The sequence below is a fragment of the Planifilum fimeticola genome (assembly GCF_003001905.1).
Lineage (GTDB): Bacteria > Bacillota > Bacilli > Thermoactinomycetales > DSM-44946 > Planifilum > Planifilum fimeticola.
The window spans coordinates 1-15,741 of record NZ_PVNE01000032.1 but is presented as its reverse complement, the minus strand read 5'-3'; the positions used below and the strand labels follow the sequence as shown (position 1 = coordinate 15,741).

The 15,741-nt window shown below is 59.0% G+C and carries 16 protein-coding genes and 1 pseudogene; 14 read left to right on the top strand and 3 right to left on the bottom strand.

Annotation, left to right across the window (positions count from 1 at the left end):
* The first annotated feature begins 15 nt into the window (after positions 1–15).
* The 3 genes from CLV97_RS15645 (at position 16) to CLV97_RS15635 (ending at position 2,375) form a co-directional block, all read left to right on the top strand.
* The gene (locus CLV97_RS15645) at positions 16–783 is read left to right on the top strand and encodes an SDR family NAD(P)-dependent oxidoreductase (protein ID WP_106346466.1); all 768 of its coding nucleotides are present in this window, start codon (positions 16–18) and stop codon (positions 781–783) included.
* A gap of 445 nt (positions 784–1,228) precedes the next feature.
* The gene (locus CLV97_RS15640; RefSeq protein WP_106346465.1) at positions 1,229–1,897 is read left to right on the top strand and encodes a hypothetical protein; all 669 of its coding nucleotides are present in this window, start codon (positions 1,229–1,231) and stop codon (positions 1,895–1,897) included.
* A 130-nt stretch (positions 1,898–2,027) separates the two neighbouring features.
* Positions 2,028–2,375: a metallophosphoesterase family protein gene (locus CLV97_RS15635; RefSeq protein WP_245891644.1), complete on the top strand. Its 348-nt coding sequence runs from the start codon at positions 2,028–2,030 to the stop codon at positions 2,373–2,375.
* A gap of 167 nt (positions 2,376–2,542) precedes the next feature.
* Here the strand turns inward: CLV97_RS15635 and CLV97_RS15630 are convergent, their stop codons facing one another.
* Positions 2,543–3,145 carry a hypothetical protein gene (locus CLV97_RS15630; protein WP_106346464.1) on the bottom strand — a complete coding sequence of 201 codons (603 nt, stop codon included), beginning with the start codon at positions 3,143–3,145 and terminating at the stop codon, positions 2,543–2,545.
* Positions 3,146–3,273: 128 nt separating this feature from the next.
* On the opposite strand from CLV97_RS15630, the gene CLV97_RS15625 reads away from it, so the two are divergent.
* From CLV97_RS15625 to CLV97_RS15605, 5 genes are all read left to right on the top strand, one after another.
* Positions 3,274–4,305 (top strand): carboxypeptidase-like regulatory domain-containing protein, encoded by a 1,032-nt coding sequence (locus tag CLV97_RS15625; RefSeq protein WP_106346463.1) that lies wholly within the window; start codon positions 3,274–3,276, stop codon positions 4,303–4,305.
* A gap of 110 nt (positions 4,306–4,415) precedes the next feature.
* Positions 4,416–4,826 carry a FixH family protein gene (locus CLV97_RS15620; protein WP_106346462.1) on the top strand — a complete coding sequence of 137 codons (411 nt, stop codon included), beginning with the start codon at positions 4,416–4,418 and terminating at the stop codon, positions 4,824–4,826.
* Between the two features lie 124 nt (positions 4,827–4,950).
* Positions 4,951–6,198 carry a selenium metabolism membrane protein YedE/FdhT gene (gene yedE / locus CLV97_RS15615; RefSeq protein WP_106346461.1) on the top strand — a complete coding sequence of 416 codons (1,248 nt, stop codon included), beginning with the start codon at positions 4,951–4,953 and terminating at the stop codon, positions 6,196–6,198.
* An 87-nt stretch (positions 6,199–6,285) separates the two neighbouring features.
* Complete coding sequence (locus CLV97_RS18660; RefSeq protein WP_281257622.1) at positions 6,286–6,483, top strand: sulfurtransferase TusA family protein; 198 nt, start codon at positions 6,286–6,288, stop codon at positions 6,481–6,483.
* Positions 6,484–6,538: 55 nt separating this feature from the next.
* On the top strand, positions 6,539–7,216 hold the full coding sequence (locus tag CLV97_RS15605) for a Dph6-related ATP pyrophosphatase (protein WP_106346460.1): 678 nt from the start codon (positions 6,539–6,541) through the stop codon (positions 7,214–7,216).
* Between the two features lie 38 nt (positions 7,217–7,254).
* Here CLV97_RS15605 and CLV97_RS18825 read toward each other — a convergent pair whose 3' ends face one another.
* Positions 7,255–7,380 carry an EYxxD motif small membrane protein gene (locus CLV97_RS18825; protein WP_281257621.1) on the bottom strand — a complete coding sequence of 42 codons (126 nt, stop codon included), beginning with the start codon at positions 7,378–7,380 and terminating at the stop codon, positions 7,255–7,257.
* A 12-nt stretch (positions 7,381–7,392) separates the two neighbouring features.
* The gene (locus CLV97_RS15600; RefSeq protein WP_106346459.1) at positions 7,393–7,659 is read right to left on the bottom strand and encodes a YgaP family membrane protein; all 267 of its coding nucleotides are present in this window, start codon (positions 7,657–7,659) and stop codon (positions 7,393–7,395) included.
* A gap of 188 nt (positions 7,660–7,847) precedes the next feature.
* On the opposite strand from CLV97_RS15600, the gene CLV97_RS15595 reads away from it, so the two are divergent.
* The 6 genes and pseudogenes from CLV97_RS15595 (at position 7,848) to CLV97_RS15570 (ending at position 15,475) form a co-directional block, all read left to right on the top strand.
* The gene (locus tag CLV97_RS15595; protein ID WP_170070570.1) at positions 7,848–9,611 is read left to right on the top strand and encodes an adenine deaminase C-terminal domain-containing protein; all 1,764 of its coding nucleotides are present in this window, start codon (positions 7,848–7,850) and stop codon (positions 9,609–9,611) included.
* Positions 9,612–9,897: 286 nt separating this feature from the next.
* Positions 9,898–10,101 carry a YgaP family membrane protein gene (locus tag CLV97_RS15590; RefSeq protein ID WP_106346487.1) on the top strand — a complete coding sequence of 68 codons (204 nt, stop codon included), beginning with the start codon at positions 9,898–9,900 and terminating at the stop codon, positions 10,099–10,101.
* Positions 10,102–10,159: 58 nt separating this feature from the next.
* Positions 10,160–11,812 (top strand): FAD-dependent oxidoreductase, encoded by a 1,653-nt coding sequence (locus CLV97_RS15585; protein ID WP_106346457.1) that lies wholly within the window; start codon positions 10,160–10,162, stop codon positions 11,810–11,812.
* Between the two features lie 173 nt (positions 11,813–11,985).
* Positions 11,986–13,122 (top strand): NAD(P)/FAD-dependent oxidoreductase, encoded by a 1,137-nt coding sequence (locus CLV97_RS15580; RefSeq protein ID WP_106346456.1) that lies wholly within the window; start codon positions 11,986–11,988, stop codon positions 13,120–13,122.
* Positions 13,123–13,134: 12 nt separating this feature from the next.
* Entirely contained in the window at positions 13,135–13,692 is a 558-nt protein-coding gene (locus CLV97_RS15575) for a DUF1641 domain-containing protein (protein ID WP_106346455.1), read from the top strand.
* 186 nt (positions 13,693–13,878) lie between these two features.
* Positions 13,879–15,475: pseudogene (locus CLV97_RS15570) on the top strand (long-chain-fatty-acid--CoA ligase).
* The last annotated feature ends 266 nt before the right edge of the window (positions 15,476–15,741 follow it).

The following is a 15,741-nucleotide window of genomic DNA, read 5'->3' as shown; positions in this document are numbered from 1 at the left end:
TGGAGGGAAGCATTCATGCGCTTGAAGGATAAGGTCTGCATCATCACCGGTGCCGGAAGCGGCATGGGGAAGCGGGCCGCGGAGATATTCGCCGCCGAGGGGGCCAAGGTGGCGGTGTTTGAGCTGAAGGAGACCGCGGGGCGCTCCGTCGCGGAAGCGATCACCCGCGCCGGAGGCGAGGCCGCCTTTTTTCCCTGCGACGTTTCCGATGAGGCCAGCGTCCGAACCGCCGTCGAGGAGGCCCGCCGGCGGTTCGGACACCTGGATGTCCTGTACAACAACGCGGGGATCATGCCCGAGGAGGATCACTCGGTGATCGACACCTCCGTCGAGGTGTGGGACCGGGTGATGGCCGTCAACGTGCGTGGGATCTTCCTCACCTGCAAATATGTGATTCCGGCCATGATCGAACAGGGAAAGGGCTCCATCATCAATATCGCTTCCTTCGTCGCCTTCGTCGGCTGCAGCGTGCCCCAGGACGCCTACACGGCCTCCAAGGGAGCCGTCGTTTCCCTGACCAAATCCCTGGCCATCCAGTTTCGGCCCAAGGGCATCCGCTCCAACGCCATCTGTCCGGGGCCGATCGAGACCCCTCTGCTCACCGAGTGGCTCCTCCGGGACGAGGAGGCCCGCAACCTTCGCCTCAGCCGACAGCCCAGCGGCCGCTTCGGACGGCCGGAGGACATCGTCTACTGCGCCGTCTATCTCGCCTCCGACGAGTCCGACTGGACCAACGGTGCCATCATCACCATCGACGGGGGAATCACCAGCAATTATTTTTAAAGGGGCTTTTTTATGCGGAACAGATGACGTGAAAGGGAATTCCACCCGGAGGGATTCCCTTTTTTGCTGTCCTTTTTGATCTTTGCGGGTGTTTTTCCCGATCTCGGGTTTTTTGCCGCTATCCACGTTGTTTAACTTTGACTGACCGGTTGCGACGACACTTTAATCACATCTTTTCCGTTCGTTATCAGTTTCGCCGCCGATTTTTCTTTTTTTGATGGAAGGATGGGATTGGTTTATCCGGATCTCGGGGATTTTGAATGGTTTTTCTCTGCCCGTTTGCAACCCCGACGTCTGGGTATTTCATCTTTATGACGACAGGGTCGGTATTCCTTCCAACGCGGCACAACCAGCCAGGGACTTCATTTCCTTGTTTTCCTTTGATTGTCACGGGATTCCTGATGTGTCACAATCCTTGTTAAGAACCCCGTCTTGAGGTGATCGGATGAAGAAAGGTTGGATCCTGCCCCTCTCCGTTGTCCTGATCTTTGCACTTCTCGGATGTTCTCAGGTAGAACCGATGACGCCGCAGATGCTTCCAAAACAATCGATCGAAATCGGGAATCGACCCGAGCCCCGGAAGAAAAAAGAAATTCACCCGAGCGAGCCGTTGATTCGTCCCGGACAGATCACGAAGATCAACGGGTTCGGCACCTTTGAGCTCCTGTACATCGCTCATCCCTTTGAGGAGGTCCATCTGTCTTCCCTGAAAATCAATCTGGATAGGATCAAAATCTTCAAAGTGACTGACATCACCCTTCCGTTTCGGGAAGATCTGAAGGCGTTTGGTTGGAAGGGGAATAAAACCGCATATATTGTTCAAATCGAGTATTCCATTGAAAATTCGGGGGATGACACCCTCCGGCTGGAACCGGCTCCTTTTCAGTCCCTCGTCCTGTCCGGCGGCGGACAGGCAACCGGGCGGCAATTCCGAAGTTATGCCGATCACAGGTTGGAGGGGAAAGGGAAGAAAAACTATCAGGTCATCCGGTTTGTTTTGGATCGAAAACCCGGGAACGTCCGATCCGTTCGGCTGACAACCGGAAAAGTTTATAACCTGGATGCTGCTCGCTGGCACGGCGAATCCAAAAGGATTGAGATTTCCATGAAATGATGATGGGAAGTTGATATTCTCCGGGCGTCGCCGCGGTTTGATTCCCTGCAATGGGGGCCGGCGAAACCTGAATAAGGCGACGGAATACAAGTTTCAGGGAAGCGGTTTTTGTGAGGTGATTTTTTTGCGCGTGGTGATCGTTTCCGACACGCACATTCCCAAGCGGGCGAAGCGCTTGCCTTCGGCGTTGATCCGGGGGCTCGAGCGGGCGGACGCCATCCTGCACGCCGGCGACTGGGTGGATGAGTCGGTCATCGAGGAATTGGAAGCATATGCGCCGGTGTACGGGGTGGCCGGAAATTGCGATCCCCCGGAGATTCGCCGGCGATTGGGGGAGAAGCGCATCGCCCGGCTCGGGGGTTATCGGATCGGATTGGTGCACGGGGAAGGGAGGAAGGGCACCACTCTCGAGAGGGCCATGGCGGCCTTCGTAGGGTATACCGATTCAGTTGGTGGTACTTTTTCCAGGAGTAAATGAGCGATTCGCAGACCATCTGATCCGTGGGGAGCAGGGGGTTGAAGCACTTCTTCTTCATTAGTTCATCCTTGGCGAGAACGGCGAGGGTTCTTTCTAAGCCCTGGAGAGCAGGTCCTGGAAGGTCCACAAGATGTATTCACCGACCCGTTCTCACATGTCATTCCGATTCATTGAAGAATGTCCGGGAAGTTTTCATCCAGTTCGACAACCTTTTTTCCGATCAGATAGCGTTTTCCGCCGGGATATGTTTCGTAACGAAGCACGTACACAACCGGCTGGTACTTGTCGGATGTCAAGTGAATGTATTGGACGTGGGCAGGTTTGAGCTTTTCCGGCAATTTCGCCGGGGGTTGTTCCGACATCACCCGGACCAGACGGCCGATTTTTCCTTCGTCCCGGATCGTGGCGAGTTTCTTTTCCTCCGGGGTGTACTCAAGCAGGATCATCTTTGTCGGGGCAAATTCCTCCAGGCTGATCTCGCCGATGCTTTTTTCCGTGTACACCGAACATCGGTTGGTATGGCCGTTGCGAATGGCCAGCCATCGGTCTTGAGGCAATCCTTTGATGGTCTGAATGGCGTCCCCTGAATCCGTTTCGGCGACCGCTTTCCCGGTCGCCTCTTCTTTTACTTCCAATTGGGGGTGCAGGTTGTACTCGGCGCGGTTGTAAAGAAACGTCCGCCCGTCAAGGGGAACCTCCGGCAACGGAGAGCAGCCGGCGATCCACAGCAGTGAAGCGAGTAACAGAACTGGGATGTATCTTTTGGGCATCATTATTCTCTCCCAAGTGATGTGCTCTTCTTATTTCTATAATAAATGCCAGCTGTTTACAAGACAATAATTTCCATGATACGATTCAAAAGTACAAAAATTCTCCCCTTTAGGAGGCTGAGAGATTCGTGGGAAAATGGCTAAAAGTTTTGGTTTTAGCGGCAATGGTTTTGTCCATGAGCGCGATGGGAATCACACGGGCCCATGCGGATGCAAAAACCGCGATCAATGGAACTTTGACAACGACAATTGAATTTGATGAGGAAAATGTCCAGGGAGCCAAGGAGTGGATTGATGAAACCCTCGCGCTGGCCAAAAAAGATTTGGAGACCGAGATGGAAAAGGCCAAAGGAAAAGAGAAGCAAAGGTTGAAAAAGGCCTTGAAAAAGCTGGACAAAATGAGCGCGGATAAGTGGTTCGAGGAGCGGACCGATGGTTCGGCAAAGCTGCAGATTCCGCTCACCGACCTGCAGATCGAAATCGGCGGGCGGAAAGCCACCACAAGGCACAACGGGAAATTTACCATTCCCCAAGTGCCGTTGGGCGAGCAAAAGCTGCGCATCAGCAAAGACGGTAAAACAGTTCGCGAGATGGATGTGGTGGTGAAGCGCGGCCACCCCCGCATGGATATCGATCTGCAGATCTATGATCAGGAATTCCAATCCAATATCGATCGGATGCATCAAGCCATGCATTCGGGGAAAGAGGACGTTCATACGCAAGAGATTACCACCTACCCCAAATTGGAAAAAGGCACGGCTGTCGGCACGGGGGCAGGTAAGATGCATATCCTGTCCGACGAAGAGAAAAACGTCGTCAGCTGCAACAAGGCCAGCTCCCACGAATCTCCCGAAGGCAAGAAACCTTTTGATCCCAACGCCGAGGAGGAGTGGACCTCGGATACCGGGCGTTTTCCCGCCAACGGTTCGGATTGTTCCAGGTCCATCGCGCTGGGAATGTTGTACAACATGAACTCCTGGCTTTTCAACAGGTACAGGATGAGTGAATATTGCGTGATTGAATCGATCAACCACGTAATGACCGAGGAAAAGGATAAAAGCTATGCCGCCTATTGCAATTGGGAAAAAAAGGCGGATGGCCGCTGGAACTGCTCCTGGTTTAACGGAGTGGGACACACCGAAGAGTTGCACACCCATTGATTAAAACCGTCACCCAAGGTTTCGTTATGGGGGACGAAAGGGGGATGCACCCCAGTTTGGTACCATGATGGGTGATGGGCCGGTTTTTTTGCCGATAAGGAGCGTGATGCATGATACGAAAAGGCCTTGGTTCCAGGATCGCTCATGTGTGTCGCTTGATCTTGCTGATCACGGTGTGTGTGTCCGTCAGTGCCTGCACGGCAGGCGGAGACGCCGCCGAGGAGCATACCGGGTTGTCCCTGCGGGTGGAATCGACTCCCCATCCGGCGAAAACCCATCAAAAGGCTGAACTGGTTGTCTACGTCACCGCGAAGGATCGCCCTGTCGATGAAGCAAAGGTGGAAATCGGCATTCAACATGAAGAAGGGGATCATACAGAGCGGGTCGAGGCCAAATCCGTGGCCAAGGGCAAGTATCTGGTGAAGAAGACGTTTCACCAGCCCGGCGTCTACCATTTGACCATTTATGCCGAAAAACCCGGTCTGTCCGCGATTGCCACGAAAAACCTGATCGTCGAGTAGTCGGAAGCCCTCCGGGCCCACTGTCGGGTTCGGAGTGCATTTGTTAAAATGAATCCAGATTCCTTTTTCCGATTGGATCGAATGAAAGTTCATGATCGACACTTCGCTGGCAAGGAGGGAGAGGATGCCAAAGGGCCTTTACCACAAATTGTTCGGCACTTATTGGAACCCGTATCTGGCTGTCGGCCTGGCGGGGGTGTTGAGCGCCCTCTATTTCGGCGCCACCGGCACCGTCTGGGCGGTGACCGGCGAGTTTACGCGCTTCGGCGGCCACCTGCTGGAGGGGATGGGGGTGGACATTTCCCGCTGGGCCTATTTTGAGATGGTGAAGATGGAGGGAATTCCCTGGATGCGCACCGACGGCTGGATCGTTTTCGGCATGTTGTTCGGTGCGCTGATCACCGTCTTGTTGGGCAATCATTTCAAGCTTCGCGTTCCGCAGTTGAAGCGCCGCCTCGTGCAGGGGTTCATCGGCGGAGCGATCGCGGGGTTCGGAGCGAGGATGGCGCTGGGCTGCAACCTGGCGGCCTTTTTCACCGGTGTACCGCAGTTTTCCTTCCATTCGTGGATCTTCATGGTGTTTACGGCGGCGGGGACCTACCTCGGCGTCAAAGTGGTGCAGACCTCCTGGTGGAGGGGAAAGCCCAATCTGAAGCGCGTTTCGGCGGGAAAAAGCGCCCTGCCAGGGAAGAAGGCGTCGCGGAGGACATGGCAGCCCGTGCTGGGGTTGCTGGTGTTGATCGTCTTCGCCGCCATTGTCGTCCACTACCTCCTTGCGGGGAAACCGCTGCTGGCCGTGGCCGCCCTGTTCGGAGCCGGCTTCGGGATCCTGATCGAGCGGGGGCAGATCTGCTTCACCTCCGCCTTTCGGGACCTCTGGGTCAGCGGGCGCGCCGTGATGACCAAGGCCCTGGCCGTGGGGATGATGCTGTCGGTGGTGCTGACCTTTTGGCTCATCCAGTCCGGGATGGCGCCGATCATCAAAGTGGCCGCCCCCAGCACGGCGCTGGGCGGGCTTCTGTTCGGACTGGGCATCGTTCTCGCCGGCGGCTGCGAAACGGGCTGGATGTACCGCGCCATGGAGGGACAGGTGCTCTTCTGGGTGGTGGGAGCGGGCAACATCGCAGGGGCGACGTTTTTGGCCTACGCCTGGGACCACCTGGGCCTGTACGACGCGTTGACGAAGGGATTTGCGCCGATCAACCTGCTTGAGGAGTGGGGCTCCTGGGGGGCGCTGTTCGGAACCTTGGCGATGTTGCTCTGTTGGTTCCTCCTCGCCTCCTGGTGGGAGAAGTTTTATCGGTTCGGCCGGGGACTCCAGGTGGAAAAACCCCGCCTGGTTCCGGGCAAGGCGGCCGGAAAACATCAATAAGGGAGGTGCGGGAAGATGAGCGATCGCAAAGAGGATTTGGTGGATTTTCTCCTGGATATCCGCGGGGAGCCGTGACCCTATCCGGTAATTCACGCGCTGGATGCGCTAAATCAGATGAAACCCGGAGAAGTGTTGTTGGTGATCGCCGACTGCCCGCAGTCCTTCCGCAGCGTGCCCGAAGAGGTGGTTAAACACGGGTACGAGCTGTTGGGTGAACCGGAACAACAGGGGCAGGATCTCCATTTCTACATCCGGGTGCCCGGCGGGCAACCGGGGAGCGGATAAAAACGAGGCACCCTCGGTGACCCAAGGGTGACCTTGAGAAAAAGGTGGGACATGCATGGCTCGACCCGTCGTCATGTCTTTTAGCGGAGGCAAGGACTGCACCTATGCCCTTCATGTCCTGAACCAAGATCCCGACTGGCAGGTGGTCCGCCTGCTCACCACGGCCACCCGGGATTACCGGCGGACATCCATGCACGGCGTTCGGATCGAACTGTTGCGGCGGCAGGCGGCGTCCCTCGGCTTGCCCCTCGACATCGTCTGGCTGGAGGCGGGCGGGGACGGCCGGGATTACGAGAACCGCATGGCGGAAATGCTTGCCGGGTACAAAAAGCAGGGAATTGAACAGGTCGCCTTCGGGGATCTCTACCTGGAGGACATCCGGGAGTATCGGGAGCGGTTGAACGCCTCCGTCGGCCTCGGATCCATCTTTCCCCTCTGGGGCGTCCCCGCCCGGGAGCTGGCGGAGCGATTGATCGACGACGGGTTTCGCGCGGTCGTCGTCTGCGTCGACACCGAGCAGCTGGACGGTTCCTTCTGCGGCAGGGAATACGATGCCTCCCTGTTGAGGGACCTCCCCGGCACCGTGGATTGGTGCGCCGAGAAGGGGGAATTTCACACCTTTTGTTACGACGGCCCCGTCTTCCGGGAGGCCGTCCCCTTCATCGAGGGCGAAAAGGTGCTGCGAGACGGTCGGTTTTATTACCTCGACCTTTTGCCTGCCGAGGGCTCGTGACGTAAATGATGCTTACGAAAAAGGGCCCTTTCAGGGCCTCATCGCGGTTGTCGCCGGCGGAAGCGGTCGGCGACCAGGCCGAGGACGACCAGTGCGCCGATTCCCATCAGGATGACAAAGCCGTAATCCGTCAAAATTTCGCTGATGATCGGTCCCGGGTCCATCGCGATCCTTCCTCAATGGGCCGGGTGATGGGCGGTGGTTTCCTCCGCCTCATCGATGGTCCCGTGCTGGTCGGAATGATTCGTCCGCGCTCCCAACAGGTGGAGCATGGGACAAAAGCGGGTGATTCCCTCGGCCACCTTCATTCCCGAGAGCATCGCCACCAAGATCGGAAATCCCCGGTTAGGATGGCGAGCCATCCGGGCGGTGCTCCAGGCGAGACCGACCAGACCGATGGTGATGCGCATGATGGCATCCCACGTGCCGACGTTTTTACGCATGAAAACCCCTCCTTTGCGAGCATCAAAGATTTCTTCCGATCCGGATTCCGGCCGATTGTCGGTGAGCGGAAATCGCTTTTCGGAATGGGAACATCTTTTTTCTCAGGTTAGTATCTGTTTGATCCGTGCCATTATGCAACGCAGGCTCGATGGCACACCCAACCGTCCAGGGAGGAGGAGACGCGCAAATGATGCTGCAGAATTCCGGCGTTTTGTCCCGGATCATCGACGTCGCCTCGGGAAGGGCTGACCCCGATCTCCTGTTGACCGGGGGACGGGTGCTCAACGTGTATACCGGCCGGCTGGAGGAGGTGGATGTGGCGATCGCCGCGGGCCGGATCGCCTACGTGGGTTCCCTGGAGGAGGCGAAAATCGGGCCGGGCGATCGCACCCGCATCGTCGATGTGACGGATCGGGTGTTGGTCCCGGGGTACATCGAGCCCCACGCCCATCCTTTTCAACTGTATCATCCGGTCACGTTGACGGAAAAGGTGCTGCCCCTCGGAACGACGGTGCTGATCTGCGATAATCTGTTTCTGTTCAGCCGAATGGCGACGGAGGAATTCCTTTCCCTGGCGGACGATCTCGCCCGTTTGCCGGTCCATCTGTTTTGGTGGGCCCGGTTCGATTCCCAGGCCACGTTGCCCAATGAAGACGAATTGTTCTCCCATGAACGGGTGCGGGATCTGCTATCCCACCCGCGGGTGTTGCAGGGCGGGGAGCTGACCGCCTGGCCCTCCCTGCTGGCGGGGGATGAGCGGATGGTGCGCTGGATCGAAGAGCTTCGCGGGTTGGGAAAGCGGGTGGAAGGACACGCTCCGGGATCTTCGTACAAGACCCTGGCCCGGCTGGCGGCGGCGGGGGTGACGGGAGACCACGAGCCGATTACTCCGGAAGAGGTGTGGGATCGCCTGCGGCTCGGCTACATGACCACCCTTCGCCACAGTTCTCTCCGCCCCGACCTGCCGATCCTTCTGGAAGGTCTGTTGAAAAAGGATAACGTCCCCTGGCACCGGCTGATGATGACGACCGACGGTCCGACGCCGGCCTACCTGCGCCACGGCTTCGTTGATTACCTGATCAAGACGGCCCTGGAAGCGGGATGCGACCCGGTGGAGGCGTACCGGATGGTGACCATCAACCCCGCCGTCTATTACCGGCTGGATGAGCATCTGGGAGGGATCGCCCCGGGACGGGTGGCCGACATCAACGTGCTCTCCGGCCTGGACCAGCCGACGCCGGTGCAGGTGATCGCCGGCGGTCGGATCGTCGCCGAAGAGGGCAAGCTGCTCATCCCCCTGCCCCGGATGGACTGGAGCCGGTACGGAGAGCTCGTCACCTCCTTCTCCTGGCGGGCCGATGCGGATCACTTTGCCCTCTCCCTCCCATCCGGCGGGTCTTACCCGGTGATTCAACTGCTCAACCCGGTGATCACGCGGGTCACCGAGGAGTCCCTGCCCGTCCGAGGGGGGCGGGTTCAGCTTTCGCCGGAGGATGATCGCCTGTTGGCCCATCTGGTCGACCGGGACGGCGCCTGGATCACCCGGGGCGTCCTGCGGGGCTTCGGCAGGGGAATCGACGGTCTGGCCTCCACCTACAACGGTTCCGGAGATCTGCTGGTGTTGGGGCAAAGGCCCGACGCCATGGCCCAGGCCGCCAACCGGGCGCTGGAACAGGGGGGAGGGATCGTCTGGATCCAGGGAGACGAGGAGCGCTTCAACCTTCCCCTGCCGATCGGCGGTGGAATGAGCGAGCGGCCGGTGGACGAGCTGATATTCCTGACGGAACAGCTGACCCGGGAGCTGAAGGCCTTCGGCCACCCCTTCTACGATCCGATTTATACGTTCTTGTTCCTCTCCTCCACCCATTTGCCGCAGGTCCGTCTGACCGCCCGCGGCTTGCTGAGAATCAAGGACGGGCGGGTGCTGGTCCCGGCGGAGCGGTTGAAATAAAGGCGGATGACTGCGGGCAGAGACTACGAAAAACGCATACCCGGAGCGGGAAGGCGGTTTGGAGAGGGGGCGCTCGGCGAAGGAATCGCCTCTTCCCGGCGCTTTGTCCAAACTTGAGAGGCCGATCACATCGGCCTTTTTTCTTTTTGGGGATTTTTTGTGAAGGCTTTGATGAAATCGCGTGACAGCTCTTTTGAGAAACGGTGACACCGATTGACACGGGTGAAGCCGGCCTTCAACATATAGGGTAGGGGGTATGCTATTCCTGTTGAGGGAGTGAATGCGCATGGACAAAAATGTGGGGCGTGTCGATCGCTGGATTCGGGTCATCATCGGCCTGGCTCTCCTGTCCCTGCCGGTGTTTGCGGAAGGGAACCTCAAGTGGCTGGGTCTGCTCGGCCTGGTTCCGCTGTTGACGGCGGCGGTGAGCCGGTGTCCCCTGTATTCCTTGTGCGGAATTCGAACGTGTTCCTCGGAAAAAGCGAAGTGAGCGCTCGAACAGGTGCTCAGGGGCATGAAGATTTGTCAAAAGGGGTGGAGGGGAACCGATGCGAAAGATCGTCATTGTCGGCGGCGTGGCGGGAGGCGCGACGGCCGCGGCCCGCCTGCGCCGGTTGAGCGAACGGTATCGGATCGTCCTGTTTGAAAGAGGGGAGCACATTTCCTTTGCGAACTGCGGCCTGCCCTATTACGTCGGCGGCGTCATCCGGGACCGGGATCGGCTCTTGCTTCAAACCGCTTCAGGGATGTCGAAGCGTTTCCGGATCGACCTTCGCATGTTGACCGAAGTGACGGCCATCCACCGGGAGCGGAAAACGGTGTCTGCGAGAGATCTCCGCACGGGAGAGGAATACGAAGAATCCTACGACACGTTGATCTTGTCCCCCGGCGCCAGGCCGATCCTGCCGCCGATCGAGGGAATGGATCAGGCGAAGGCCGCGTTTGCCCTTCGCACCATTCCCGACGCGGACCGGATCAAAGCCTATGTCGAGAGGGAAAAACCGACAAGTGCCGCAATCATCGGCGGCGGGTTTGTGGGTCTCGAGATGGCGGAGAATCTGGTCGAGCGCGGCGTGAAGGCGTCGCTGGTGGAGATGGCGGATCAGGTGCTGCCGCCATTGGACCGCGAGATGGCCGCCATGGTTCACGCTTATTTGAAGGAGTGCGGCATCCGCCTGCACCTGGAGGACGGGCTGAAGGCCCTGGAAAAGGGGGGACGACGCCTTGTCCTCCACAGCGGAGAAACCCTGGAAGCCGACATGATCATCCTGGCGGTCGGGGTGCAACCGGAAAACGAGCTGGCCCGGAAGGCCGGCCTCGAGCTGGGAGTCCGCGGCGCCATCCGGGTGAATCCGCGCCTGCAGACTTCCGATCCCGACATCTATGCCATCGGGGATGCCGTCGAAGTGAAAGACTATGTTCACGGATTTCCGACCCATGTCCCCCTCGCCTGGCCGGCCAACAGGCAGGGACGGCTGGTGGCCGATATCATACACGGCTTTGACGTGTATTACGCGGGAACCCTCGGCACCGCCATCGTGAAGCTTTTCGGGCTGACCGTCGCGGCGACGGGCAACAACGAAAAAACCCTGAAGCGGCTCGGGATCCCCCATGAAGCGGTCCACGTCTTTCCATCCAGCCACGCGGCCTATTATCCCAACGCGTCACCGCTGGCGCTGAAACTGATCTTTGACCGGGAGACGGGCAGGATCTTCGGCGCCCAGGCCGTCGGAGAAGAGGGGGTCGACAAACGAATCGACGTGATCGCAACGGCGATCAAGGGGGGACTCACGGTCCGGGACCTGCCGGACCTGGAACTGGCCTATGCCCCTCCCTTTTCCTCTGCGAAGGATCCCGTCAATATCGCCGGTTATGCGGCGACAAACATCCTCGATCGGCTGGTGGAGGTCCTTCAGTGGAACGAGCTGGATGACCACCTCGCTTCCGGAGGCATCCTTCTCGATGTGCGCACGCCGCGGGAGGTGGAAGGCGGGGGGATCGACGGGGCCGTTCACCTCCCCCTGGATGAACTGCGCGATCGGTTGGGGGAGCTTCCGAAGGACAAAACGATTGGTGTGATGTGCGCGGTGGGCTTGCGCGGATATTTGGCGTCCCGGATCCTCATGGAAAACGGTTTTCGGGTGAAAAACCTGGACGGGGGGTATCGACTGTATTCGTACGCCAAGGGCGGGAAACTTTGAGGCTATGCGGCGGAAGAAGCGCGGCAGGTCAAGGGCCGCGTCTTTTTTTATTTGTCCGTTTTTCTTCCCGTTTCCGTCAATGGATTGCCACGGACTTCAAAAATGACGGGAACCTTACGAGGTACAATGGAATTGGGAGGAATTAGGGCATCAGGGGGGAGGGAAAGGAATTCATGGGCAAGCGGATCGTCGTTCTCGGCGGAGGCGCGGCCGGCACCATGGTCGCCAACCGGCTTGCGCGGCGGCTGACGGATTCGATCCGGTCCGGGGAGTTGGAAATTCTGTTGATCACCCGTTCCGAGCAGCATCTGTACCAGCCGGGTTTTTTGTCCGTCGTGTTTAACGAAAAATTTCCGGAACAGATTGTCCGGGAGGAAAAGAGCCTGGTCCATCGGGGAGTGACGCTGGTTTTCGACGAGATCAAGAGAATCCGGCCGGACCGACGCTGCGTGCAATCCCGGACGACGGAGTATCCATACGATTACCTGGTCATCGCCACGGGGTCCCGCCCGGATTTCGACGGTGTCCCCGGGCTGAAGGAGAGCGCCCGCCATTTTTATAGCCTGGAAGGTGCCCTGCGGCTGAGGGATGCGCTGGCTTCCGTGAAAAAGGGACGGATTCTCATCGCGGTGGATCAGCCCCACAAGGGGCCGGGAGCTCCCCTGGAATTCGCCTTGATGCTGGACGATTATCTCAGGAGGCGGGGAATCCGGGAAGGGATCCGGCTGAAATACGCCTATTCTGACGGCCGGCTCCACCGGATGCAACCGGTGGCCGATTGGGCCCTGTCCCAATTTGAGCAGCGCGGCATCGTCCATCAGCCCTTCTTCCGGCTGGAAAAGGTGGATCCGCTTCGGAAAAGGGTGTTCACCGCGGATGGAGAGGAGCATCCCTTCGATGTGCTGGTCGCCGTTCCCGCCCATCGGGGAGCGCCCGTCGTCGCGGATTCCGGGCTCGGCGACGAAAGGGGGTTTGTCCCCACCGACCGCCTCACGTTGAAGATGGAAGGCGACGACCGGGTTTACGTCCTCGGGGATGCGACCAATCTTCCGCTCCCGAAAGGCGGCTCGGCTTATTATCAGAGCGAGGTCCTGGTGCAAAACTTGGTCAGCCGGCTGAAGGGATTGCCGGAGACTTCCGTCTATGACGGAAAAGGGGCCTTCTTTTTGGGAAACAGCTTCCGGGATGCCGGTTTCATCGCCTTTGATTACAGCCGCTTTCCGAAATCCGTTTCCAGCTCCGAAGTTTTGCGGTGGTTCAAGGGCATGCAGGGGCCGGCGTACTGGCTGAATGTCCGCGCAATCCTGTGAGGGGGCGGAGAAATGGGAGACATCACTTGGAAAAGGGACCGGGCAGGGGACTGGGAAGAGGATGCCCTCCGGTCGATGACCCTGGAGATGGTCGGCCGGTTGGCCGAGAGGGGGGCTGTCGCCCTGGAGCTGCTCGATGACATCCTGCAGCCCGAAACCCTGACCCTTCTGCGCCGGCTGCCCGAAGCGAGCGACAGCCTGCACCGGGTCTTGGACCTTGTGCAACGGCTGGAGGAAAGCGGGGCGCTGAGCGCCCTGGCCGAACTGGCGGAGCTTTTGGCCCGGCTGAGGAGCACCTGGACCGGTCCGATGGCGGCGGCTGCGGCGGAGAAGGCGGGGAAGGCGGTGGAAGCGGCAGACGACCTGGTGCAGAAGGGATTTCCGGAGCTGGCGCACGGAATCCTGACGGCCGTCGAGTCGGCGCGCGAGGAACTGCGGGGAGCCGGCGATTCCCCTTCTCTTTTCCGGCTCCTTCGTTCGATGTCGGATCCGGAGGTTCGGGAAGGGATCCGTTTCATGCTCTCCTTTGCCAAGGCCCTGTCCAAGGGGCTGAAGGACGGGCAATCCTGACGAGGTGCGGATATTTTTTCGCCCGCCGCTTGCAGGCGGTTTTTTTGTGCGCTTTTTCGAACCCGGCGCAGTATTGAGCCCCGGAAAACTCCCGTATAAAATAGAATTGTAGAGTAGTACCGCCGGAGGCTTCACTTTGTAATCGGAATTTACAAAATATTCAATTCCGGAAGGAGCGTGTTTCTTTTGATCACCCCTTTGACCCCGCTGGATTGGAAGCGCAGAGCCGTGAAGTATTATCCGGAAAAGGTGGCCGTGATCGACGGAGAGAAGCGATTGACCTACAAGCAGTTTGACGAGCGGGTGAACCGCCTCTCCAACGCTCTCCTTTCGGCCGGGATCGGCAAGGGAGACCACGTGGCCCTGATCATGACCAACACCCATCAGATGTTGGAACGGCATCGGACAGATCGGCGCGGTGGCCGTTCCGGTGAACTATCGGCTGTCCGCCGATGACATCGCCTACATCCTCAACCACAGCGACAGCAAGGCCCTGATCGTCGATGCGGAATATGTCGTCCCGGTCGAGGCGATCCGGGATCGGATTCCCCAAATCGGGCTGATCGTGGTGGCCAATTCCGGGGACGGTTTTGAGACCTCCCTTTCCTTCACGGAATATGAAGCGTTCCTGAGCGGAGCGGGGGATGAAGCACCGCCGGCGGTGGAACTGGACGAAAACGACACCCTGACGATCAACTACACCAGCGGCACCACCTCCCGCCCCAAGGGCGTCATGTTGACCCATCGGAACAACTGGGTGAATGCGGCGGATTTCCTGTACCATCTCCGGGTGGAGCACGATGACGTCTATCTGCACACCCTGCCCATGTTTCACGCCAACGGCTGGGGAGGAATCTGGGCGATCACCGCTGCGGGGGCGACGCACGTCTGTCTGCGGAAGGTGGATCCGGAGCGGATTCTGAAGATCTTCGATGAGGAGGGGATCACCCTTCTTTGCGGCGCCCCGACGGTGGTGAACATGCTGGTCAACGCCAAGGGGATCGATCGGGTGAACACCTCCTTCAAAAGGAGGATGGCGACGGCCGGCTCTCCGCCGCCGGCGGCGCTGATCGAGAGGGCCCAGAAATTGCTGGGGCTGGAAATGATGCACGTGTACGGGCTGACGGAGGTGTCGCCCTTTATCCTGTACTGCGAGTGGACCCGGGAGAAGGAGAAGCTTTCCCCCGAAGAGCAGGCCAAGATCAAGGCGCGCCAGGGGATCGAGCTGGCCTTCAACGGCGAGACGAAGGTGGTGCGGCTGGAGGACGAGGAGAAGGAGGTGGAGTGGAACGGAAAGGAGATCGGTGAAATCGTCACCCGCGGCAATGTGGTGATGAAGGGATATTACAAGCAGCCGGAGGAGACGGCCAAGGCGATCCGGAACGGCTGGTTCCACACGGGGGATCTGGCGGTGGTCCACCCCGACGGGTATATCGAAATCCTGGACCGCCTGAAGGATATGATCATCTCCGGCGGGGAAAACATCTCCTCCACCGAGGTGGAAGGGGTGATCTACCAACATCCCTCCGTCCTGGAGGCGGCGGTGATCGGCGTGCCGGACGACAAGTGGGGGGAGGTGCCGAAGGCCCTGGTGGTGTTGAAGGAGGGAGCCTCCCTCACCGAAGAGGAATTGATCCGGTTCTGCCGCGACCGCATGGCCCATTTCAAGGCGCCCAAATCGGTGGAGTTCGTCGACTCCCTCCCCCGCACCGCCACCGGAAAGCTGCAGAAGTTCAAGCTCCGGGAGAAGTATTGGCAGGGACGGGAGCGAAGGGTCAACTGAAGCTGGGGACGTCCTCCCGAAGGAGGGCGCGAGACCGCTGACAAACCGAAGCCCGGAAAGCGAAGCAACGATTTGGATTCGTCGTGCGGCTCGCCTCTGCGGAGCTGACGCGAAAAATCGCCTCGCCTGTCACTTGCTTGATAGCCTGGCGCTCTCTCTTGGGAGAGCGCTGAGGCTGTTGACAAAGAAGGGTCAACAGCCTTTTTTGTTGAATTCGGAATAAAACAATTCCGAAGGAAGGTTTTTATATGTTCAGGACGAACCCA